17 protein-coding genes are annotated in these 22076 nt (G+C 62.8%); 7 read left to right on the plus strand and 10 right to left on the minus strand.

Annotation, left to right across the window (positions count from 1 at the left end):
• Window positions 1-28: 28 nt before the first annotated feature.
• From KVQ74_RS04075 to KVQ74_RS04085, 3 genes are all read right to left on the minus strand, one after another.
• A complete protein-coding gene (locus KVQ74_RS04075) occupies window positions 29-1687 on the minus strand; it encodes a phosphoethanolamine transferase (RefSeq protein ID WP_404822648.1) in 1659 nt (552 codons plus the stop codon).
• 216 nt (window positions 1688-1903) lie between these two features.
• Window positions 1904-2641, minus strand: coding sequence for a TorF family putative porin (locus KVQ74_RS04080; protein ID WP_217829720.1), 738 nt, complete (start codon window positions 2639-2641; stop codon window positions 1904-1906).
• 151 nt (window positions 2642-2792) lie between these two features.
• Window positions 2793-4535, minus strand: a complete 1743-nt coding sequence (locus KVQ74_RS04085; RefSeq protein WP_217829721.1) for an amidohydrolase — start codon at window positions 4533-4535, stop codon at window positions 2793-2795.
• A 103-nt stretch (window positions 4536-4638) separates the two neighbouring features.
• On the opposite strand from KVQ74_RS04085, the gene KVQ74_RS04090 reads away from it, so the two are divergent.
• The 5 genes from KVQ74_RS04090 (at window position 4639) to KVQ74_RS04110 (ending at window position 11379) form a co-directional block, all read left to right on the plus strand.
• Entirely contained in the window at window positions 4639-5556 is a 918-nt protein-coding gene (locus KVQ74_RS04090; protein ID WP_217829722.1) for a LysR family transcriptional regulator, read from the plus strand.
• A gap of 95 nt (window positions 5557-5651) precedes the next feature.
• Window positions 5652-6269, plus strand: a complete 618-nt coding sequence (lexA, locus tag KVQ74_RS04095; protein WP_217829723.1) for a transcriptional repressor LexA — start codon at window positions 5652-5654, stop codon at window positions 6267-6269.
• Complete coding sequence (imuA, locus tag KVQ74_RS04100) at window positions 6269-6886, plus strand: translesion DNA synthesis-associated protein ImuA (RefSeq protein WP_217829724.1); 618 nt, start codon at window positions 6269-6271, stop codon at window positions 6884-6886. Before lexA ends, imuA begins: the two co-directional genes overlap by 1 nt.
• Before the next feature lie 3 nt (window positions 6887-6889).
• A complete protein-coding gene (locus tag KVQ74_RS04105; protein WP_217829725.1) occupies window positions 6890-8305 on the plus strand; it encodes a Y-family DNA polymerase in 1416 nt (471 codons plus the stop codon).
• The gene (locus KVQ74_RS04110; protein WP_217829726.1) at window positions 8302-11379 is read left to right on the plus strand and encodes an error-prone DNA polymerase; all 3078 of its coding nucleotides are present in this window, start codon (window positions 8302-8304) and stop codon (window positions 11377-11379) included. The genes KVQ74_RS04105 and KVQ74_RS04110 overlap by 4 nt, the downstream gene beginning before the upstream one ends.
• Window positions 11380-11514: 135 nt before the next feature.
• Here KVQ74_RS04110 and KVQ74_RS04115 read toward each other — a convergent pair whose 3' ends face one another.
• The 7 genes from KVQ74_RS04115 to KVQ74_RS04145 all read right to left on the minus strand — a co-directional run bounded on the left by KVQ74_RS04115 (window position 11515) and on the right by KVQ74_RS04145 (window position 18985).
• Window positions 11515-12174: a flavin reductase family protein gene (locus KVQ74_RS04115; protein ID WP_217829727.1), complete on the minus strand. Its 660-nt coding sequence runs from the start codon at window positions 12172-12174 to the stop codon at window positions 11515-11517.
• Between the two features lie 11 nt (window positions 12175-12185).
• Entirely contained in the window at window positions 12186-13673 is a 1488-nt protein-coding gene (locus tag KVQ74_RS04120) for an amidohydrolase family protein (protein ID WP_217829728.1), read from the minus strand.
• On the minus strand, window positions 13670-14863 hold the full coding sequence (locus KVQ74_RS04125) for an amidohydrolase family protein (RefSeq protein WP_217829729.1): 1194 nt from the start codon (window positions 14861-14863) through the stop codon (window positions 13670-13672). The genes KVQ74_RS04120 and KVQ74_RS04125 overlap by 4 nt, the downstream gene beginning before the upstream one ends.
• Window positions 14864-15124: 261 nt before the next feature.
• The gene (locus KVQ74_RS04130) at window positions 15125-16177 is read right to left on the minus strand and encodes an extracellular solute-binding protein (protein ID WP_217829730.1); all 1053 of its coding nucleotides are present in this window, start codon (window positions 16175-16177) and stop codon (window positions 15125-15127) included.
• A gap of 18 nt (window positions 16178-16195) precedes the next feature.
• Window positions 16196-16984 carry an ABC transporter permease gene (locus KVQ74_RS04135; protein ID WP_217829731.1) on the minus strand — a complete coding sequence of 263 codons (789 nt, stop codon included), beginning with the start codon at window positions 16982-16984 and terminating at the stop codon, window positions 16196-16198.
• Window positions 16981-17898, minus strand: a complete 918-nt coding sequence (locus KVQ74_RS04140) for an ABC transporter permease (RefSeq protein ID WP_217829732.1) — start codon at window positions 17896-17898, stop codon at window positions 16981-16983. Before KVQ74_RS04140 ends, KVQ74_RS04135 begins: the two co-directional genes overlap by 4 nt.
• A gap of 1 nt (window position 17899) precedes the next feature.
• Window positions 17900-18985 (minus strand): ABC transporter ATP-binding protein, encoded by a 1086-nt coding sequence (locus tag KVQ74_RS04145; protein ID WP_217829733.1) that lies wholly within the window; start codon window positions 18983-18985, stop codon window positions 17900-17902.
• Between the two features lie 141 nt (window positions 18986-19126).
• Here KVQ74_RS04145 and KVQ74_RS04150 point away from each other — a divergent pair, with 141 nt between their 5' ends.
• The gene (locus tag KVQ74_RS04150; protein ID WP_217829734.1) at window positions 19127-19816 is read left to right on the plus strand and encodes a GntR family transcriptional regulator; all 690 of its coding nucleotides are present in this window, start codon (window positions 19127-19129) and stop codon (window positions 19814-19816) included.
• A 134-nt stretch (window positions 19817-19950) separates the two neighbouring features.
• Window positions 19951-22062 (plus strand): hybrid sensor histidine kinase/response regulator, encoded by a 2112-nt coding sequence (locus KVQ74_RS04155; protein WP_217829735.1) that lies wholly within the window; start codon window positions 19951-19953, stop codon window positions 22060-22062.
• Window positions 22063-22076 lie beyond the last annotated feature (14 nt).

Here is a 22076-nt window from a genome sequence, read left to right on the forward strand (position 1 = left end):
CGTTAGGGACGCGCGCGAGTAAGCGATTCTATTGCCCGGCCGTCATCGCCGGCCGACAACTGTGAAACATATCCAGCGAAGGTTGGTACAGCGAAGTCCTCACCTCGAACAACCCCAGCACCGAATGGAACAGGTTGTCATGGCTCAGGTCCGCTTGCCCGCGCTTGCCCTCCAGGCAACCCCGGTCAATGCCCGATTGCGCCAGGGTGCCGTTGCCGAACCACATCACCATCGGCACATGGGTCTGCGCTTCCGGCGCCAGGGCGTACGGTGCGGCATGCAGGTAGAGGCCGTTTTCACCGAGCGATTCGCCATGGTCGGAGACGTAGAGCATCGAGGTGTCGAGGCTGTCCTGATTGTGCTTGAGCAGTTCGATGACCTTCGCCAGGAAGTGGTCGGTGTAGAGGATGGTGTTGTCGTACACGTTGACCAGTTCTTCACGGCTGCAACTGCCCAACTGATTGGTGTGGCAGATCGGTTGGAAGCGCTCCAGTTCTTTCGGGTAGCGCTCGTAGTATTCCGGGCCGTGGCTGCCGTCGGCGTGCAGGACGATGATCGCGTTGCCCTTGAGGCTGTCGATGTAGCCCTGCAAATCCGCCAGCAGCGCTTCGTCGAGGCAGTTGTTGCCATCGCAGAACGGCCCCGGCTGGTTCTTCGCGATGTCACGGTTCGGCACGCGCAGGCAGGTGCCCTTGCAGTCGCTGTTGTTGTCCAGCCACAGCACTTGCACCCCGGCCCGTTGCAGGATGTCGAGCAGGCCTTCGTAGGTTTTGCCTTTCTTGTCGCTGTAGTCCTCGCGGGGGAACATCGAGAACATGCACGGCACCGACACCGCTGTGGAAGTGCCGCAGGCATGCACCTGGGTGAAGTTGAGGATGTCCAGTTTGCTCAGTTCGGGGTTGGTTTCGCGTTCATAGCCGTTGAGCGAGAAATGGTCGGCGCGGGCGGTTTCGCCGACCACGAACACCATCAGCGATTTCTTCTCGCGACTGGCTGCCTTGGCGCTCATCACCGCGTCTTCGCCGATGGCCTGCACCACGAAATGCTTTTTGATCCCCAGGCGTTGCTTGGTGTACTTGCTGATCGCGTAGATGTAGTTGGTCGGATTGATGAAGTGGGTGAGTTTGTCTTCCTGACGGAAGATCGGCGCGTAGGTCGAATAGAACGCGCCCACCGAAGCACCGATCACCAGCACGCAGGCGGCGACCACCAAAATCTTGTTCAGCAGCCCGCGAAAGAACGGTCGGTAGCTCACCGGCCAGCGCCAGATCAACACCACCGGCAGCACGCCGAGCAACAGCACATAGGCCAGCAGTTTGCCGCTGAACAGGGCGGCGGCTTCGCCCGGATTGGTTTCGAACACGTTCTGAATCATCACCGTGTCGATGGTGATGCCGTATTCGTTCATGAAATACGCGGCGCAGGCCGAGAGCAGGGCGACCAGGGTCAGGGCCGGTTTCAGCGTCCAGCGAAACGACACCAGGGTCAGCAGCAGGGTGATGGCGGCCCACAGGAACAGCCCGAAGGAGGCAAAAAACGCCAGTTTGTGCGCACCTTGCAGGGTAATCAGCGTGCCCAGCGCCTTCCAGGTCGCCAGGTTGTACAGCGCCACCAGTGCCAGGGAAAACAGCAGCACCAGCCGGGTTGGAGTGATGGACGGTAAGCGCGATCCTTTGCCCAAAGCCATTCGAACATTCCTCTACTCAAATTAGAAAACACACGCGGTTGCGCGTGTAACTGTAGAAGAACATTGGTAAAAATTTTGTAAACATCCTGTAACAAACGGTTTTCTTGTGGGAGCGGGCTTGCTCGCGAAGGCGGCAGACCCGCCGGTATCCATTTCACTGATCCACCGCATTCGCGGGCGAGCCCGCTCCCACAAAAACACAACAGTGCTTGCCGGTCAGAAGGATTTGCTGACGCTGGCGATCACCGTCGCCGTACACACATCCTTGAATCCCCAGTTGCTCAGGCACTGGGTTTGCGACAGATCGGTGTCGACATAACTCAGACCCAACACCACACCCGCCAGGTCATGGGTCAGTTTCACCTCCCACTCGCGGTAAGCCTCTTCGCCACGACCGGACGCCGAGTACAGGTGCGGGTCCTTGAAATCTATGTTGCCGTAACGCAGCTTCAGCGCGGAATCGAGCGGCAGCTCGGTTTCGTAGCTGATGTAGCTGTAAAGCGAACTCTGTTTGCTGTCGACGCCCGGCGCGTCGCTGGAGTAATACGCCGCCACTTTCACTCCGTAGGCGCCGAGAATCGCGTAGACCTCGCCCTGATTGAACTGACTCTCCTTGGGGTAGGCGTACTTGATGTAGCCCAGATCCAGGCTCAGCGCCTCGGTGGCCTGCCATAGCCAGCCGGCGTAGTAATCGACTTCCTGGCGGGTCTTCAGCCCGCCACCGAAATCGACGTTGGAGGTCCAGGCGCCAAGGTACAGGCCGCTGCTGTGGGCCAGGGTCAGGCCAGCCTGCGCGGCCGGATCGTTCTGGGTTTGCGAGATGCCGCGAGTGCGGTAGTCGCTGGCCAGGGTCAGATCCACCAGCACGGCGAAATCGTCGTTCAGGGGGACGGCGTGGCCGCTCAGGGGCAGCAGACTGGAGAAACCGAGGGCGAGCGAAGGCAAGGCTTTCATGTGAAGTCCCGTTGTTGTGATTGTTATGGGCAGGAAAAAGCGCTGGGGGAGGCAAATGCGGGAGCGGGCAGGCCCACTCCCACACGTTTTGGGCTGCCTGTCCTATCGGCGGCGGGCAGGTCCCAAAAGAAGATCTATGTTGTTTTTGCTTTCAAAGACTTGGCGCGTAAACCTGACGGCCGCCGAACCATGTCTGCAACACCTGGGTGTCGTGCAATGCCTTGTCATCGACGCTGAACACGTCGCGGTCGAGGACGATGAAGTCAGCCTGCTTGCCGGGGCTCAGCGAGCCGATCTGCTGATCCAGGCCAATGGTGCGCGCGGCGTTGGCGGTGTAGGCGTAGAACATGGTTTCGCGATCCAGACGCTCGTCGGCGTTGAGCACCCCCAGCGGCCCGACGCGCGTGATGGCCTGGGCCATGGCGTTGAACGGGTTGGGCGATGACACTGGCCAGTCGCTGGCGCCGGCAATGGTCGCGCCCTGTTTCAACAGCGAATGCGCCGGGTATTGATAGCGAAAGGCGAGGGCGCTGACGTAGGGCTTGATCATGTCCGTGGTGTAGTCGTCGGCACTGGCCCACAGCAGTTGCATCGAAGCAATCACGTTCAGCGGCTTGAAGCGGGCGAACTCTTTCGGGTTGACCATCTGCAAGTGGGTGATCGAGTGAGTCACACCGCTTTGCCGATCCTTGCGCGCCTGGGCGATACCGTTCAGCGATTCGCGTACCGCGCGGTCACCGATGGCATGAATGTGTACCAGCCAGCCGCGCTGGTCGATGGCGCTGACCAGTTCGCCGAAGTGTTGCGGATCGATCAGCAACTCGCCCTGTTTGTGCGAATTGCTGTAGGGATCGATCATCGCCGCACTCTGCGCCGGGTATTCGATCACGCCGTCGGCGAAGATCTTGATGCCCGGCAGCGTCAGGTTGGGAATGCCCTGGAACTGCTGGCGCACCTTGTCCAGCACGTCGAGGTCGGCCGGCACGCTTTTCGGGTTGGCCACCAGCAGGGCGGCGACATGGGCGCTCATGCCGCCGCTTTCGGACAAGGCTTTGTAGGCCGGCAGCACGCCGACGGTTTTCTCGGTGGGTTTGAGGGCGAATACCGGCTCGCCCGGTGCTGCGTTGGCGGCGGGATCCATCCACGCTGTGATGCCGAGGCTGTTGTTGTAGCGCACGGCGGATTGCGCGGCCTTGAGCATGTCGGCGGGGCTTGGCACTGGCATTTTCGAGGCGACCCGGTCCCAGCCGGCGTCCACCAGAAAGCCATTCGGCTCTCCGCTGGCGAGTTTGCCGATGGTGTCTTTTTCCGCGTCCGGCAGGGTTTTCAGAAGGGCCGCATCAATGCCTGCGCGCTTGAGCATCACGTTGTTGGCCCACGCGGTGTGGTGATCGCTGCCGGTGAACACCACCGGCACATCGGCCCATTCACCGCTGTTGAAGAGCTTGCCCAGCGCTTCGGCCTGCGCCCAGTACGCCGAACTCATGCCGGCCACGCTCAACACGTCGCCATGCCGGGCCTTGCCGTCGTCCCGCCAGCCGCGCAGACGCTGTTGCAGTTCATCGAGGCTGACCACCTCGTCTTCCATGTTCGCCGACACCATCTCCAGACCGCCGAAAATCGCGTGGGAGTGGCTGTCGATCAGGCCAGGCATCAGCGCCTTGCCGGCCAGGTCGATGACTTGGGTGCCGGGCTCGATCAAGGCTTTGATCTGGGCGTCGCTGCCGACTTTCAGCACCTTGCCGTTTTCCACGGCCAGGGCCTGAACCTTGGGTTGAGCGCGGTCGGCGGTAAAGATCTTGCCGTTGACCAGCACCAGATCGGCACCGGCCATGGCTTCCAGAGAGGCAAAACTCACAGCGGCGGCGAGCAGGCTTGGGATGAATCTTTTCATTGAACATTTCCTTGTTATTGCTTTTGATGGCGAGATTAGTAGCTGTCGACGCCTGACAGAACGCCTCGCTCACGAAAAACGTTTTTGCCTGAATGGAAAAAGCATGGACAAGTTGGGTGCATTGAAAATGTTCGTGGTCACCGCGCAGCTCGGCAGTTTCAGCCGCGCCGCAGAGCAATTGGGCAAGACCCCGTCGGCCCTGACCAAAGCGGTCAATCACCTGGAAGCCGAGCTGGGCGCGCGGTTGTTCGAGCGCAGTACCCGGCGGATTCTGCTCACCGAAATCGGCCGGCTCTATCTGGAAACCGCGCGTCAGGTGTTGCAGCGACTGGAAGAGGCCAGCGAGGAAATCGAGCAGTTGCAGCATGGCCTGCGCGGCAGCCTGAAAATCACCGCGCCGCTGGCTTACGGCCGGGCGTTTCTCGATCAGGTGTGTGACGGCTTTTTGCAGCAATACCCGCAGATCAGCCTGCAAGTGGACCTGTGCGACGAGTTCGTCAATTTGCTGGAAAGTGGTTACGACCTGGCGCTGCGCGAGGGCCATGACGACTTGCCGGGGTTGATTGCGCGGGTGGTTGGCAGCAATCGTCTGGCGTTGTGCGGCAGTCCCGAATACCTGGCGCGCAAGGGGCTGGAGGTGACGCCGCAAACCCTCGATCAGCATGAATGGCTGCTGTACCGGCATCCGCTGCTCAGCCGCGAATTCTGGTGGGTCGAGCGCGATGGTCAGCGCCTGAGCCTGGCACAACCGACGACACCGCTGTTGCGCAGCGACAATTACGACTTGCTGCTGGCGAGTGCCCTGGCCGGACGCGGCCTGCTGCACACGCCTCTATGGAGCGCCGCGCCGTACATCGCCGACGGGCGACTGGTGCGGGTCATGGCCGATTACGACATCGACCCGGACAGCTTCGGCCCGCACATTCTCGCGGTGTACCCGAGCCATCGGCGGGCCACGGCCAAGGTGCTGGCATTCATTGATTACATCGCAGGGTTTCTTGCCGAGCGTGAGTTGAGCTGATCGCTCCCACGCAGAGCGTGGGGAAGATCAAAAACGTTGCGGCATGAGTCGACCTGACTGGCGGTGCTTGTCAGGAAAAAACCGAAAGAGTACAAATGTACTCCATGACCCATTTGACTCCCCGCCGTACCGCCATCCTGACCTTTATCCGCGAACGCATCGCCGAACACGGTCAGCCCCCAAGCCTCGCTGAAATCAGCGAGGCTTTTGGTTTTGCCTCCCGCAGCGTGGCGCGCAAGCATGTGCTGGCGCTGACCGAAGCCGGGTTTATCGAGGTCAATCCGCATCAGGCCCGGGGCATTCGCCTGCTCAACCAGCCACCGCGCCCGGAATTATTGGAGGTTCCGGTGCTCGGACGGGTGGCCGCCGGCGCGCCGATCGGCGCCGACGCCGACATCCACAACCGGCTGATGCTCGACCCGGCGCTGTTCTCCCGGGTGCCGGACTACATGCTGCGAGTGCAGGGCGATTCGATGATCGAAGACGGTATTCTCGACGGCGATCTGGTCGGCGTGCGGCGCCATCCCGAGGCGCTCAACGGCCAGATCGTCGTGGCGCGGCTGGATGGCGAAGTCACCATCAAGCGCTTCGAGCGGGTCGGCGATGAGGTGCGCCTGCTGCCGCGCAACCCGGCGTACCAGCCGATTGTCGTGCGGGCCGATCAGGACCTCGCCATCGAAGGCGTGTTCTGTGGTCTGGTGAGGCAAGGCTGATGGGCGCCGTCGTTGCGCTGGATACGCTGTTCAATGGCGGCCAAGTCTGGAAGGGCCGGCCTGCGCCTGCGACCGCCAGCCCACAACCCACCGGGCACCCGGCGCTGGATGCGGCACTGCCCAACGGCGGCTGGCCGGAGGCGGCGTTGAGCGAAATCCTCGTCGCCGGCCCCGGTGTCGGCGAACTGCAACTGGTGTGGCCGACCCTGGCGCGACTGTCGGCGGCGGGTGAACGCATCGTGCTGGTGGCGCCGCCATTCGTGCCGTACCCGCAGGCCTGGGTGAATGCCGGGGTCGATCTGCGCCAGTTGTCAGTGATCCAGGCCAGTGAACGCGATGCGTTATGGGCCGCGGAACAATGCCTGCGCTCGGGCAGTTGCGGCGCGGTGCTGTGCTGGCCGCACAAGGCCGATGACCGTGCCTTGCGGCGTTTGCAGGTGGCGGCGGAAACCGGCCAGACCCTCGCATTCGCGTGGCGCTCGCTGAGCGAAGCGCTCAACCCGTCGCCCGCCGCGCTGCGGATTGCCATTGATGCGCGACCGGCGCAGTTGCGCGTGCTCAAGTGCCGTGGCGGTCTGGCGCGCACGGCGCCGATTGCCTTTGCCGTGGGGCACTGAGCCATGCGCTGGGTGTGCATTCTGTTCCCGCAACTGGCCCTCGACGCCGTGCTGCGCCAACGTCCCGATCCCGAACAACCGCTGGCGCTGCTCAGCGGCCCGGCCCAGCGCCGGGTGCTGCAAGCGGTCAACGCCTCGGCGCGAGAGCTGGGCCTGCGTCCCGGTCAGTCGATGACCGCTGCGCAGGCTTTGAGCAAAGGTTTCGCCACCGCCGATTACGATGTGGCCGAGGCCGAACATTGGCAGCAGTTTCTTGCCGCGTGGGCCTATCGGTTCAGCGCCCAGGTCAGCGTGCATTACCCGCGCACGGTGGTGTTTGAAATCGAGTCCAGCCTCGGTCTGTTCGGCTCCTGGGCGCAGTTCGAGGCACGATTGCGCACGGAACTGACCGACTTGGGCTTTCGCCATCGCATCGTCGCCGCGCCAAACCCGGTGGCGGCGCGAGTTCTGGCGAATGCCTACGACGGACTGGTGGTGCCGGACGGCGAAGCCTTGCGTTATCACCTCGGCCAGTTGCCCATTGACCGCGTCGGGTTTGAGCCGGACGTGGCGACGGCGTTGTCGCGCATGGGGCTGCGCAATCTCAGCCAGGTGCAGGGCCTGCCGCGCCAGGCCCTGGCCCGGCGCTTCGAGGCGCCGATGCTCAAACACCTCGATACGTTGTTCGGCGCACGTCCGCTGGCGTTGGCGTTCTATCTGCCACCGGATCGCTTCGATGTGCGGATCGAACTCAACTTCGACGTGCAGTCCCATCAGGCGCTGCTGTTTCCGCTGCGCCGCTTGACCGGCGATCTGGCGGCGTTCCTCTGCGGACGCGACAGCGGCGTGCAGCGTTTCGATCTGCATCTGGAACACGCCGGGTTGCCGGACACGCTGATCAAGGTCGGCCTGCTCAGCGCCGAGCGCGATCCGGCGATGTTGTTCGAGCTGGCCCGGGGGCGACTGGAGCAGGTGCAGGTTGAGGCGCCGGTACGTGGTTTTCGCCTGCGCGCCGAAGACCTGCCGAGTTTTGTGCCGCAGTTTCAGGAACTGTTCGACGACCGTCCGCAACAGACCCTGCCCTGGGAGCAACTGCGTGAGCGCCTGCGCGCGCGGCTCGGGGACGACGCGGTGCAGGGATTGCGCTTCCAGGCCGATCATCGCCCCGAGTGTGCGTGGCAGAGCGCCGATGACCAACAGCGTTGTTCCGCGTTGCCGGGGGTACAGCGTCCGGGATGGCTATTGAACGAGCCGCAAACCGTGGCCGAGGGTTCGGCGCGGATTCTCATGGGACCGGAGCGCATCGAGTCCGGCTGGTGGGACGGTGACGATGTGCGCCGCGACTATTACCTGATCCAGAACCGTGCCGGCCAGCAAGGCTGGGCCTATCGGGCAGTGGGTGAGGGCGGGCCGTTGTGGCTGCAAGGCTGGTTCGCATGAGCGGCGGCTATGCCGAATTGCACTGCCTGTCGAATTTCAGTTTCCAGCGCGGTGCTTCCAGTGCCCTGGAGTTGTTCCAGCGCGCCAGACAGCATGGCTATCAGGCGCTGGCGATCACCGATGAATGCACCCTGGCCGGGATTGTCCGCGCTTGGCAAGCGGCCAGGTCCGTGGAGCTGCCGCTGGTCATCGGCAGCGAAGTACGCCTCGATCACGGGCCGAAACTGGTGCTGCTGGTGGAGAGCCTTGAGGGTTATCAGGCGTTGTGCGGCTTGATCACCCGCGCCCGGCGACGCACGCAGAAAGGCCAGTATCAGGTGCTGCGCGAGGACTTCGCCGAGCCGCTGCCGGGGTTGCTGGTGCTGTGGGTGCCGGACGCGGTCGATGACGTGGAAGAGGGCCGCTGGCTGAAACAGACCTTCGGCGAGCGTCTGTGGCTGGCGGTGCAGTTGCATCGCGGGCAGGACGATCAGCGGCGGCTGGCGGCGTTGTTGCAGTTGGCCGGTGAGCTGGAGATCCCGGCGGTGGCCAGCGGCGATGTACACATGCACGCCCGTGGCCGGCGCGCCTTGCAGGACACCATGACCGCGATCCGCCACCACGTCCCGGTGGCCGAGGCCGGGTTGCGTTTGCACCCCAACGGCGAGCGGCATTTGCGCAGCCTCGACGGCTTGCGGGAACTGTATCCGTCGGCCCTGCTGGACGAGTCGGTGAAGCTGGCCCGACGTTGCAGCTTCGATCTGGGGCAATTGCAGTATCAATATCCGAAAGAGCTGGTGCCCGAGGGCTACACCGGCCGTTCCTGGCTACGACACCTGACGAAAAAGGGCCTCGCCTGGCGCTGGGAAAAAGGCGTCCCGTTCAAGGTGTTGAGGCAGATCGGCAAAGAGTTGAAGTTGATTGGCGAACTCGGCTACGAAAGCTACTTCCTCACCGTCCACGACGTCGTGAAATTCGCCCGGGATCAAAACATTCTCTGTCAGGGCCGTGGTTCGGCGGCCAACTCGGCGGTGTGTTACGCCTTGGGCATCACCGAGATCGACCCGGATCGCACCACATTGCTGTTCGAACGCTTCATGTCGAAGGAGCGCAACGAGCCGCCGGACATCGATGTGGACTTCGAACATGAACGCCGCGAAGAAGTCCTGCAATACGTGTTTCGCCGTTATGGCCGGCACCGCGCGGCATTGACGGCGGTGGTCAGCACTTACCACGCCGCCGGGGCGGTGCGCGATGTGGCGAAGGCGCTGGGCCTGCCGCCGGATCAGGTCAACGCACTGGCCGATTGCTGCGGTCACTGGAGCGACGAGACGCCGCCACTGGAGCGGCTGCGCGAAGGCGGGTTCGACCCGGACAGCCCGGTGCTGCGGCGGGTCTTGAGCCTGACCGGGCAACTGATCGGCTTCCCCCGGCACTTGTCGCAGCACCCCGGTGGTTTCGTGATTTCCGAGCAACCGCTGGACACCCTGGTGCCGGTGGAAAACGCCGCGATGGCCGAGCGCACGATCATCCAGTGGGACAAGGACGACCTCGACGCGGTCGGGCTGCTCAAGGTCGACATCCTCGCGCTTGGCATGCTCAGTGCGATTCGCCGCTGTTTCGACCTGTTGAGTCGTCATCGCAACCGGAACCTTACGCTGGCGACCATTCCGGCAGAGGACAAGCCGACTTACGACATGATCAGCCGTGCCGATACCATCGGTGTGTTCCAGATCGAATCCCGGGCGCAGATGTCGATGTTGCCCCGGCTGCGGCCACAAAAGTTTTATGACCTGGTGATCGAAGTGGCAATCGTCCGGCCGGGGCCGATCCAGGGCGGGATGGTGCATCCGTACCTGCGGCGCAGAAACGAGGAAGAAGAGACAACCTATCCTTCGCCGGAATTGAAGGTGGTGCTCGAACGTACCCTCGGCGTGCCGCTGTTCCAGGAGCAGGTGATGCAGATCGCCATTGTTGCCGCCGGCTATACCCCCGGCGAGGCCGATCAGTTGCGCCGTTCGATGGCCGCCTGGAAACGTCACGGCGGGCTCGAACCCCATAGGGAGCGCTTGGCCACCGGCATGCAGGAAAGGGATTACACCCCGGAATTCGCCGCGCAGATTTTCGAGCAGATCAAAGGCTTCGGCAGTTACGGTTTTCCCGAATCCCATGCCGCCAGTTTTGCCTTGCTGACCTACGCCAGTTGCTGGCTCAAGTGCCATGAACCGGCGGCGTTCGCCTGTGCGCTGATCAACAGTTGGCCGATGGGTTTTTATAGCCCCGACCAGATTCTTCAGGACGCCCGGCGCCATCATTTGCAGATCCGCCCGGTGGACGTGCGCGCCAGCGATTGGGATTGCAGCCTGGAACCGATGGCCGGCGCGCAACCGGCGATCCGCATGGGCCTGCGCATGATCAAGGGCTTTCGCGAGGACGATGCCCGGCGCATCGAAGTGGCGCGCCAGTGCGGAGCGTTTGCCGATGTCGGCGAATTGGCCGAGCGCGCAGGGCTTGATAGCCGGGCACAGGCGTTGCTGGCGGACTCCGGGGCCTTGCGCGGCCTGGCCGGCCATCGTCATCGGGCGCGCTGGGAAGTGGCCGGGGTGCAGAAACAGCTCGGCTTGTTTGCCGGGTTGCCGAGCCAGGAAGAGCCGGAAGTGATACTGCCCAAACCAAGTGTCGGCGAGGATTTGCAGGCCGATTACGCCACCGTTGGCACGACTCTGGGGCCGCATCCGCTGGCGTTGCTGCGCGGCGAGTTGCGGGCACGGCGTTGTCGCAGTTCCCGGGAGTTGCTGGATGTCGAGCACGGACGCCCGGTGAGCATCGCCGGGCTGGTGACCGGACGACAACGGCCGGGCACCGCCAGCGGCGTGACCTTCGTCACCCTCGAAGACGAATTCGGCAACGTCAACGTAGTGGTCTGGCGCGATCTGGCCGAGCGCCAGCGTCGGGTGCTGGTCGGTTCGCAATTGCTCAAGGTCGACGGACGCTGGGAGCGGGAGGGCGAGGTGCGGCACCTGATTGCCGGACGCCTGAGTGATCTGAGCCCGCTGCTCGACGGCATCCGCGTGCAGAGCCGCGATTTTCACTGATATCGCTTGATGTGGGAGCAACTGCCTTGGCCATGTCATTGGGTCGCCTTCGTGGGCAAGCCCACTCCCACAAAAAAGCACTGCACTCCAATGTGTGGGCAAACTTGCTCCCACAGGATTGTGAGCGCTCAGGCGTCAGCGCTCGGGCCAGAACCGCTCGCCGCCCCCCGGCGCCTCCGTCCATGCCTGCAACGAGCGGGTCGGCAGGTCGAAGTAGTCCCGGGTTCGTGCATAGCCATGCCCGCCCATGCGACCAATCGCATCCAGGCCCAATTGATCGATGTACAGGGTTTTCGGGTCGATCAGTTCGTCGCGCACATGGGCCATCAACACCTCGCCAAAAATGATCTCCCGCGATTGACCGATCGACAGCGCCATCATGCGGCGGCATTCCAGTGCCACTGGTGCTTCGCCGATTCGTGGGCATTTGACCGTGGTGCCGGGGATCGCCGTCAGGCCTGCCGCCGTCAGCTCATCGAAGCCGGGGGCGAACGGCACCGCGCAGACGTTCATCGCTTCGACCAGCGCATCGCTGACGATGTTGACGGTGAACTCCTGGTTCAACTGGATATTGCGCGTGGTGTCCTTGGGGCTCTGGTCGCCGTAGTTTTCCACGCCGAGCGCGAGGATCGGCGGGTCCGCCGACAACGCATTGAAGAAACTGAACGGTGCGGCGTTGACCCGTCCCTCGGCGTCGACCGTGGTCACCAGGGCAATCGGTCGGGGCACCACGCTGCCGATCAGGATCTTGTATTTTTCCCGTGGGTTGAGCTGGCTGAAATCGAAGCTGTGCATGGCAGAAATCTCTAGAGAAGTGGATCGATGGCACTCAATGGCGCTTCGGCGCTGTAGTCGTCGGCGAACGGGATGGCCGGCTGGAACAGGGTTTTCCAGTCCGGTCGGCCATGGGCGCGGTCGCTGTGGCTGCGCAGCAGTTTTTCGTATTGGCGTTGTGCCTGGCGTTGCAGGGTGGGGTAGTCGACGCCGCTGACCTGACCGTCGTGCATCACGCAGCGACCGTCGATGTAACTGGCGATGCAATCGTCGCCGCGCCCGGCCAGCAGCAGGTTTTTCAATGGATCGAACAGCGGCCCCAGGTGCAGGCCGCGCAGGCTGAACACGGTGATATCGGCTTTGGCCCCTGGCGCCAGCCGTCCGAGGTCATCGCGGCCCAGTGCCTTGGCACCGCCAAGGGTGGCGGCGTTGTACAGGTCGAGGCTACCGGTCAGCGAGTTACCGCCCTCCATCAGCCGCGCGACGTTCAACCCATGACGCATGTTTTCCAGCAGATCCGCCGGCCAGGTATCGGTGCCGAGGGCGAAGTTGATGCCTTTGGCCCGGTAGCGGCCGAACGAGTTGAGCGCTTCACCGTCGCGGGCGAACACCAGCGGGCAATGCACCAGACTGGCACCGCCATCCACCAGCCGTTGCAGGTCGTCATCGCCGCTGGTGTAGATGCCGTGGGGCAGCAGGCTGTGCGGATTGAGCAGTTGCAGTTGTTGCAGCCAGTGCAGGGGCGACACGCCGTGCAGACGTTCCACCATGGCGTATTCGCCGGGGGACTGGCAGCAGTGCAAACGCAGCGGTGCCTGCAGTTCTCGATTGAGCGCAGCGGTCTGCCGCAACAGGGCCGGGGTGCAGGTCTGGATGCGATCCGGCAGCAATGCGCCGCGAATCAGATCACCGTGGCTGCCGTTGAATTCATGGAAAAACCGCTGCGCCGCTTGCAGTCCCGCCAGGCCTCGGGCCTCGTCCCAGTGGTGGCCGAGGCTGCCGTCGGTGCGCCAGTAAGCCATGCCGCTCATGTAGCAAGGGCCGAGATAAGTGCGCAGCCCGAGTTCGGCGGCGACCCCGGCGACGGCGGCAAACTCGTCATAGGTTTCCGCCCACTCGCGGTAGTACATCGAGGTGATCGGCATCGCTGTGGTGATGCCGTTGCGGATCAACTGGGTGAAGGCGTAGCGATACTTGAAGACTTCCTCGTCCGGGCTGTAGCTCTCACGGGGGCCGGCGCTCAGGTAATCCTCCGACCACATGCGGCCCATGAAACGCTCGTCGCCGTTGTCCAGGGTGAGGACGGTGGAGTCGAGGTCGCCGAGGGCGTCGAGGTCAATGAAACCGGGGCCGATCAGCGCGTTGCCGTAGTCGATCCACTGATCCACCGGCCCCGGATAACCGCGTCCGACGAACTCGATGCGCGAGCCGTTGAACACCACTTCGCCGTCGCGCCACAGCACGTGCCGGGCACCGTCGAAGCCGACCACGCAACTGGCCTTCAGGCCGATGCGTTTCACAGCCGGCTACCCAGCAGACGCCCACCGCTGGCGATCAGTTCACCGCCGCGATAGACCTCGCGCAGGGGCCGCGCGACCACGGCCTCGCCAAGGGTTTCGACCGGCATCAGGAGAAAGTCCGCCGGCCGGCCGATGTCGAAACCATGCTCGACCCCCAATGCCCGAGCGCCATTCAAACTGGCTGCGTCGAACGCCGCCGCCAGTTCTTCGTCCTTGGCCAGATCGAAACGGAACGCCAGCAGCATCGCCCGCTCCAGCATGTCACCGTTGCCCATCGGCGACCACGCATCGCGGATGCCGTCGGAGCCCAGGCAGACATTGACGCCAGCCTCGCGCAGGGCCAGGAACGGCGGCACCGCGCAATCGGCCGGCGCCGAACTCATCAGGGAAATCCCCAGCGCCGCCAGACGTTCGGCAACCGGTCTGACCTGGCTCCACGGCAACATGCCGAGGCAATAGGCGTGGCTGATCATCACCCGGTTGTGCAGGCCGAAACGCTCGGTGTAATCGACGATCCGCGCGATCTGCCACAGGCCCAGTTCGCCTTTGTCATGCAGGTGGATGTCGACGCCACGCTGGAATTCGCTGGCCAGTTTGAACACGAAGTCCAGTTGCGCGATCGGGTCATTGTCGATGCCGCAAGGGTCGAGGCCGCCGACGTTCTCCACGCCCAGGGCCATGGCTTCGCGCATCAGTCCGGCGGTGCCGGGGCGGCTGATCAGGCCGGTTTGCGGGAAGACCACCAGTTGCAGGTCGATCAGGTCGCGGTAGCGCTCACGCAGTTGTTGCATGGCTTCGACGTGGCGCAGGCCGAACTCCGGGTCGATGTCGACGTGACAGCGCAGGGTCAGCGAGCCACGGGCGATGCAGTTTTCCAGCAGCGCACCGGCGCGTTCGGCGATCGGCGCCTGCACTTCGCGCAGCACCCGGCGCTCGTTGCTGATGTAGTCCTTGAGCGTCGGGCCGGCGCTGTTCGGGCGCCAGGGCTGGCCGTAGAGGGTCTTGTCGAGGTGGACATGGCTTTCCACCAGGGGGGCGGTGAGCAACTGGTTCTGGCCGTCGATGTCGGTGGCGGCGAGCGGGGCGCTGGAGGCCGGACGGCGTTGGGTGAACCGGCCGTTTTCGATCAGCAGGTCTTCGGCGGGGGCACCGTAGGGGCGAATGTTTCTGAGCCAGCGGGGGTGGGACATGGGAACCTCGGTGTTCTTTGAAATTTTTTCCCTCACCCTGGCCCTCTCCCGGAGGGAGAGGGGACCGAATGGGGGATATTGAAGAGCTACGCCGACCTGAATGTTTTCCCCTGAATCCATAATCGACCAGGTCTTTCAGGTCGGCGGATAGCGCAAGACAACTCGGTCAGTCCCCTCTCCCTCCGGGAGAGGGTTAGGGTGAGGGGGCTCTTCGAGGTCAGTCTGCAAAGTCGGCGTTTCACTAAAACCAGCGATCCACGATCAGCCCTTGAGCTTCGACCAGATGCGGTCCTGCAGCTCCCGCGCCTTGTTGCTGCATTCCTTTTCCGGGCGCAGGCGCGAGGCGTATGCCTCGGGCATGTTGATGGCGTCCATGACTTTCCATTTCGGATCGAGCAACCCATCGCTCTGGATGCCGTTGGCATAGGCAATGGCGTTGGACACCGCTGCCGCGTTTTCCGGTTTCATCATCCAGTCGATGAAGACCTTCGCGTTATCCGGATGCGGCGCGCTTTTCGGCACGGCGAAGTTGTCCTGGAACATCGCCACGCCCTCACGGGGATACACGTACTTGATGGTGTTCTTCTGCAATGTTGCGCGGGCGGTGGAACCGTTCCAGTTCTGCATCATGATCACCTCGCCCGAAGCCATGCGGTCGACGGTGTTGTCCGAGCTGTACATCTTCAAAAACGGCTTCTGCTTTTGCAGCAGCTCAAGGATGCGCTTGGCTTCCTGCGGGTTTTCCGTGCATTCGTCGACGTTCAGATAATGGCTGGCGGCGTTGATCACGCTGCTGGAGGTGTCGAGGGCAGCGAGCTGGCCTTGCAGTTCCTTGCGCGGCTCGAAGAACTCTTTCCACGAATCGTCCAGCTTGCCGCCGGGCACCCGCGCGCTGTCATAGGAAAAACCGGTGGTGCCCCACAGATACGGCGCGGAAAACTTGCGTCCCGGATCGAAGGCCGGATCACGGAACGGCCCTTTGACGTACTGGAAATTGCTCAGGGTCGGCGTGTCGATTTCCAGCAGCAGGTCCTGCTTGATCAGGGTCTGCATGATCGATTGCGACGGCACGATCACGTCATACGCCGCGCCGCCGGCCTGCAATTTGGCGAGCAGGGTTTCGTTGCTGTCGTAGCCGTCCATGGTGACCTTGATCCCGGTCTCCTTTTCGAACTTGGCCAGCAGATCCACCGGGTAGTAATCGGTCCAGTTGTAGAAAAACAGCTCCTTGGGCTCGGCGGCGTGGGCGCTGAACGCGGTGAAACAACTCAGGGCCAGACCGGAAATTGCCAGACGCATGCTTTTGACTTTCATGAACGGAGCGCTCCAGGTTTATTGTTGTTTGCCGCGTTGGCCCAGCCAGAAGGCCAGCACCACAAGGACGATGGAAATCACCAGCATCAGGGTCGATATCGCGTTGATTTCCGGGGTCACGCCGGCCTTGATCGCCGAGAAGATGTACACCGGCAACGTGGTCGAGCCGGGGCCGGCGACGAAGAAGGTCATGATGAAATCGTCGAGGCTGACCACGAACGCCAGCACCGCCCCGGACAGCACAGCTGGCCACAACAGCGGCAAGGTCACCCGGCGGAATACCTGCCACGGGTTGGCGTACAGATCGTTGGCGGCTTCCAGCAGGCTTTTGTCCAGATCATTGAGCCGTGCGCGGATCGGCAGGTAGGCGAACGGAATGCAGAAGCCGATATGGGCGACGATCACCGTCATCAGGCCGAGCTTGATCCCCAGCGCCATGAACAGCAGCAGTGTCGCCACGGCGGTGACGATCTCCGGCAGGATCAGCGGCAGGTTGATCCCGCCCTCGACCATTTTCTGTCCGTAGAACGGCCGGTACGTCGCCAGTGCCGCCAGCAGCGCAATCGCCGTGGCGCAGACGGTGGCGATGGTCGCGACGATGATCGAGTTCAGTGCGGCGGTCTGGATCGACGGATTGGCCAGGATGCGGCCGTACCAGGCGAACGAGAATTCGGTCCACACCGTCGCCGAGCGGTTGGCGTTGAAGCTGTAGACGATCAACACCAGGATCGGTAGGTACAGGTAGGCGAGGATCAGCAGGCTGACCTCCCGGGTCGCGGGGAGTTTTTTCAGGTGCAGAGAAATCATGCTTTGGCTCCCCGGTTCAGGGTTTTCGCCGCGCTGCGGCTGTAGAGGGCGTAGAGCACCAGTGACAACAGCAGAATCCCCAGCAGCAGGAACGACAGCGAACTGCCCAGCGGCCAGTTGCGCGCGGTGCCGAACTGCTGCTGGATCAGGTTGCCGATCATCAGGGTCTTGCCGCCGCCGAGAATCGCCGGGGTGATGAAGGCGCCGAGGCTCGGCACGAACACCAGCAGGGCGCCGGCAATCACCCCCGGCATCGACAGTGGCAGGATGATCCGCCGCAACGCGTGCCAGCGATTGGCGCCGAGGTCGTAGGCGGCTTCCACCAGGCGCCAGTCGAGTTTTTCCAGGGTCGAGTAGATCGGCAGGATCATGAACGGTAGAAAGCTGTAGACCAGGCCGATGCTGACCGCGAAATCGTTGTAGAGCAGGGTGATGCCGCCGGCACTTGGGAACAGCGCGTTGAGGGTCTGGGCGACCCAGCCCTGTTCACGCAGGATGATCAGCCAGGCGTAGTTGCGGATCAGCAGGTTGGTCCAGAACGGGATGGTGATCAGCAACACCATCAGATTGCGTCGGCGCGGGGTCAGGCTCGACATCCACAATGCCACCGGAAAGCCGAACAGGAAGCACAGCACCGTGGTGCCGCCCGCCTGAAGCACTGAACGCAACAACGCCTGGGCGTAGACCCAGTTCAGTTCCAGTTCGCCGTCGAAACCTTCCTGGAAAAACAGCTGCACATAACTTTCCAATTGCCATTGCGCCTGCCAGTCGACGCCGCCATAGGTGTTGCGCGGGAGCAGGCTGATGTAGCCCATGATCCCCAACGGAATGGCGATCAGGGCGAGCAGGGTCAAGACCACCGGGCTGAGCAACAGCGCGCGGTTGAGGGACGGGGACGTGCTGCTGACGCTCATCTCAGGCCTCCATCAACAGGCAGGCTTGCGGCGGCAGATGCACGGCCACGCGCTCGCCGACCGCGCGGCCACGGTTCAGGCCTTCGTTGTTCTCGCGCAGCATGACTTTGATGTCGTTGTTCAGGCGGCACTGGTAGAGCGTCGCGGTGCCGACATACAGAACCGCTTCGATCACCCCGCGCAGGTGATGGGGCTGGCTCGACTCGACCAGTTGCGAACGCTCGGGACGAAACGCCAGTTGCACGCTGCTGCCATTGACGCCCTGGGGCAGGCAGGGGATTTCCACCGGCATGCCGTTGGGCACAAAGATGTTTTCGTTGTGCTGGCCGCGCTTGAGCTGGCCGGGGAGGAAATTGATGTCGCCGATGAACTGCGCGACGAAGCGGTGTTGCGGGCGTTCATAAATGTCGGTAGCGGTGCCGATTTGCAGGATCTTGCCGGCAGACATCACCGCGATCCGGTCGGACAGGGTCAGGGCTTCCTCCTGATCGTGGGTGACGAAGATGAAGGTGATCCCGGCTTCCTGCTGCACGCGCTTGAGTTCGACCTGCATTTCCTTGCGCAGCTTCAGGTCCAGCGCCGACAGCGGCTCGTCGAGCAGCAGCACTTTCGGTTTCGGCGCCAAGGCCCGGGCCAGGGCCACGCGTTGCTGCTGACCGCCGGACAACTCCGCCGGTTTGCGCCCGGCCAGATGCTCCATCTGCACCAGCGCCAGCATTTCGTCGACCCGCGCCGGAATCTGCTTGCGATCAAGACCCTGCATCTCGAGGCCGAAGGCGATATTCTGCGCGACACTCATGTGCGGAAACAGCGCGTAGCTCTGGAACACCGTGTTGACCCGACGCTTGAACGGCGGCAGGTGATTGACCGTTTCGCCGGCCAGACGGATTTCCCCGTCGCTGACGTGTTCGAAACCGGCGATGGTGCGCAGCAGGGTGGTCTTGCCGCAGCCGGACGGGCCGAGGAGGGTAAAGAACTCGTTGTCGGCGATGTTCACCGAGACGTTGTCTAGGGCGGGGGCCAGGCCCGGATCGTCGGAATAGCGCTTGGAAACGTTGCGCACTTCAATTGCTATTGGTTGACCCATAATGGTGCAATCCTCTAATTATTGTATGCAATATCTGAATGCAATTTAGAAATACCCGGATTAATCTGCCGGTGCAACTCCCTTTTTCCGTGGCAGTGCATTCGCCAGGGGATGGTTGCCCGGTGCTGAAGGAGTGTTCGAATGACCGAAAAGAAAACCGAAACCACGGTCGACCGCGTCTACCAAGGGGTTTACGAGGCGATCAGCAAGCGTTCGCTGCGCCCCGGCATGAAGCTGGGCGAAGCGTCGCTGGCGGAGCTGTTCAATGTCAGCCGCACGTCGGTTCGTGCCGCGCTCAAGCAATTGGAGGCCGACGGGCTGGTGACCACCGAGCCCAATAAGGGTGCGTCGGTGTCCCTGCCCAGCGATGAAGAGATCCGTTCGCTGTTCGAAACCCGGCGTCTGATCGAGATCGGCATCGTCACCGAGCTGTGCCGACGCAAGGACACGGCGGCAATGCGCGACCTGCGCGATCATCTGTTGTTGGAAGATGAGGCCCACGAGGCCGGTGATCACGAGCGGCTGATCCATCTGCTCGGCGAGTTCCACATCAAACTGGCCCGCAGCCTGAACAACCCGGTGCTGCTCGACTGGTTCCAGAAACTGATCTCCCGCGCCTCGCTGTATGCCGCCGCACTGGACGATGACAGCCACCAGGCCTGCCGCGACGACGAGCATCTGCGGCTGATCGAGTACATCGAGGCCGGCAACCAGAACGCCGCGATCGAACTGACCTGCATGCACCTGGACGGCATTCAGAAGGCGATTCTCGACGTCGCCGCAAAAATGAAGACGGGCTACCATCCGCTCAAACACTTGATCGAAGTCTGAGTTCCGGGCGAAGGTGCAATCGGCTATACCTCTAATGAAACCATTTGCCGTTGGCGAAGCTCGAAACAGACGGGCGTGGCGTCAGGGGCGTTGCGAATCAGTCGGTCGAAAATCACGGGACATTGAGCCAGTCGATGCAGTTTTTATCCGATAGCCATGGTTGCGCGGGTTGGAAAGGCGAGATGGCCGGGCGCATTCGTGCGTACGACTGGAGCCAGACCGATCTTGGCCCGCTGGAAACCTGGCCGGCCAGCCTGTGCAGTTCCGTGCAGATGATGCTGGCCTCACCGCTGCCGATCGTGATGCTTTGGGGCCATGCCGGCTACATGATCTACAACGATGCCTACTCCGAATTCGCCGGTGGCCGGCATCCTTATCTATTGGGCTCGCCGGTAGAGATGGGCTGGCCGGAAGTCGCCGACTTCAACCGCAATGTCGTCGACACCTGCCTGGCTGGCGGCACGCTGGAGTACCGCAACAAGGTGCTGGTGCTGTTGCGCAACGGCGTACCGGAAGATGTCTGGCTCGACCTGTATTACAGTCCCGTCTCCAACGATGACGGGGTGCCGGCCGGCGTCATGGCGATGGTGGTGGAAACCACCGAGTTGGTGAAATCCGAGCGTTTGCGCCAGGCTGCGGAAAATGCCTACCGCGCCGACAACGAACGGGTGCGCCTGGCGCTGAACGCGGGGGCCTTGCTCGGCTCGTTCGTCTGGGATGTGAAGCGCGATGTGCTGTCGGCTGACGAGCGTTTCGCCCGCACCTTCTCCTATCCGCCGGATCAGGACCTGAGCAACCTGCCGCAGTCCATCGCCGAAGCGCACATTCATCCGGATGATCGCGCCTGGGTGCAGGAGCGCGTCAGCCAGTCGGTACAGACCGGCGAACCCTACAACGCCGAATACCGCGTGCTGCGCGCCGATGGCAGTTACCTGTGGGTGCTTGCCAGCGGTGCTTGCGAGTTCAACGAGCAGGGTGAGGCGTTCCGCTTTCCCGGTGTGCTGATCGACATTCATGAACGCAAGATCGCCGAAGAATCCTTGCTCAAGTTCACCCGCAACCTCGAACAGCGGGTGGCCGCTGAAGTCGAGGCGCGGCTGTCCGCCGAGGAACAACTGCGCCAATCACAGAAGCTCGAAGCCATCGGTGGCCTGACCGGCGGTGTGGCCCACGACTTCAATAACCTGCTGCAAGTGATCGCCGGCAACCTGCACCTGCTGGCCCGCCATGAACCGGGCAATAGCAATGTGCAGCGCCGGGTCAGCGCCTCGCTGGCGGCGGTCGAGCGCGGCGCCAAGCTGTCATCGCAACTGCTCGCGTTTGCCCGTCGCCAGCCGCTGTCACCCGCGGTGTGCAATCCCCGGCAGATCTTCGAAGGCCTCGGCGAATTGCTGCAACGGGCGTTGGGAGAAACCATCCAGATCGACGTGCGCTTGCCCCAGGAACCGTGGCACATCAACGTCGACCGCAACCTGCTGGAGAACGCCATTCTCAATCTGGCGATCAACGCCCGCGACGCCATGAAAGGCGAGGGCACCATCGTGCTCAGTGCCCACAACACGCCGCTCGATAAAGCGTTTTGTGCCGGCAAGGGCATCGTTCCGGGGGATTTTGTCCGGGTGGCGGTCAGTGACAGCGGCGTCGGCATCGCCCCGCACATGCTGGAACAAGTGTTCGAACCGTTTTTCACCACCAAGGCCGACGGCCAGGGCACAGGCCTGGGACTGAGCATGGTGTTCGGTTTCGTCAAACAGAGCGGTGGTCACGTCGAGATCGAAAGCCATGTCGGTGAGGGCACGCGGGTGCTGTTGTACTTCCCGCGCAGCCTGCGACCGTTGCGCCATGAAGCTTCGAGCGCGAGTGAGCAGTCAGGTGGCGGCCACGAAACCATTCTGGTGGTCGAAGACAACGAGGCGGTGCGTGCCTCGGCGGTGGAGCTATTGCGCGAGGAAGGCTATCGCGTGCTCACTGCCAGCAACGGTGATATCGCCATGCAAATGCTGCTCGAAGGGGCGGAGGTCGACCTGATCTTCACCGATGTGGTCATGCCGGGGCTGATCAAAAGCTCCGATCTGGGCGCCTGGGCCAGGGTTCAGGCGCCGCCGGTGGCGGTGCTGTTTACCTCCGGGCATACCCGCGACATCATCTCGCGCAATCACCAACTCAGTCCCGACACTCACCTGCTGGGCAAACCCTACAGCCCCGAAGCGCTGTTGCAGATGATCCGTTCGGTGCTCGGTGGCTGAGTTCTTCCCCGCGT

This window comes from Pseudomonas botevensis (assembly GCF_019145475.1).
Classification (GTDB): Bacteria; Pseudomonadota; Gammaproteobacteria; order Pseudomonadales; family Pseudomonadaceae; genus Aquipseudomonas; species Aquipseudomonas botevensis.

Bases quoted from the DNA above. Each gene is read 5' to 3' on its own strand.
- KVQ74_RS04140 (WP_217829732.1), bottom strand. From the start codon at position 17,898: ATGAGCGTCAGCAGCACGTCCCCGTCCCTCAACCGCGCGCTGTTGCTC.
- KVQ74_RS04075 (WP_404822648.1), bottom strand. From the start codon at position 1,687: ATGGCTTTGGGCAAAGGATCGCGCTTACCGTCCATCACTCCAACCCGG.
- KVQ74_RS04145 (WP_217829733.1), bottom strand. From the start codon at position 18,985: ATGGGTCAACCAATAGCAATTGAAGTGCGCAACGTTTCCAAGCGCTAT.
- KVQ74_RS04115 (WP_217829727.1), bottom strand. From the start codon at position 12,174: ATGCACAGCTTCGATTTCAGCCAGCTCAACCCACGGGAAAAATACAAG.
- KVQ74_RS04155 (WP_217829735.1), top strand. From the start codon at position 19,951: ATGCAGTTTTTATCCGATAGCCATGGTTGCGCGGGTTGGAAAGGCGAG.
- KVQ74_RS04090 (WP_217829722.1), top strand. From the start codon at position 4,639: ATGGACAAGTTGGGTGCATTGAAAATGTTCGTGGTCACCGCGCAGCTC.
- KVQ74_RS04150 (WP_217829734.1), top strand. From the start codon at position 19,127: ATGACCGAAAAGAAAACCGAAACCACGGTCGACCGCGTCTACCAAGGG.
- KVQ74_RS04125 (WP_217829729.1), bottom strand. From the start codon at position 14,863: ATGTCCCACCCCCGCTGGCTCAGAAACATTCGCCCCTACGGTGCCCCC.
- imuA (WP_217829724.1), top strand. From the start codon at position 6,269: ATGGGCGCCGTCGTTGCGCTGGATACGCTGTTCAATGGCGGCCAAGTC.
- KVQ74_RS04130 (WP_217829730.1), bottom strand. From the start codon at position 16,177: ATGAAAGTCAAAAGCATGCGTCTGGCAATTTCCGGTCTGGCCCTGAGT.
- lexA (WP_217829723.1), top strand. From the start codon at position 5,652: ATGTACTCCATGACCCATTTGACTCCCCGCCGTACCGCCATCCTGACC.
- KVQ74_RS04085 (WP_217829721.1), bottom strand. From the start codon at position 4,535: ATGAAAAGATTCATCCCAAGCCTGCTCGCCGCCGCTGTGAGTTTTGCC.
- KVQ74_RS04105 (WP_217829725.1), top strand. From the start codon at position 6,890: ATGCGCTGGGTGTGCATTCTGTTCCCGCAACTGGCCCTCGACGCCGTG.
- KVQ74_RS04080 (WP_217829720.1), bottom strand. From the start codon at position 2,641: ATGAAAGCCTTGCCTTCGCTCGCCCTCGGTTTCTCCAGTCTGCTGCCC.
- KVQ74_RS04135 (WP_217829731.1), bottom strand. From the start codon at position 16,984: ATGATTTCTCTGCACCTGAAAAAACTCCCCGCGACCCGGGAGGTCAGC.
- KVQ74_RS04110 (WP_217829726.1), top strand. From the start codon at position 8,302: ATGAGCGGCGGCTATGCCGAATTGCACTGCCTGTCGAATTTCAGTTTC.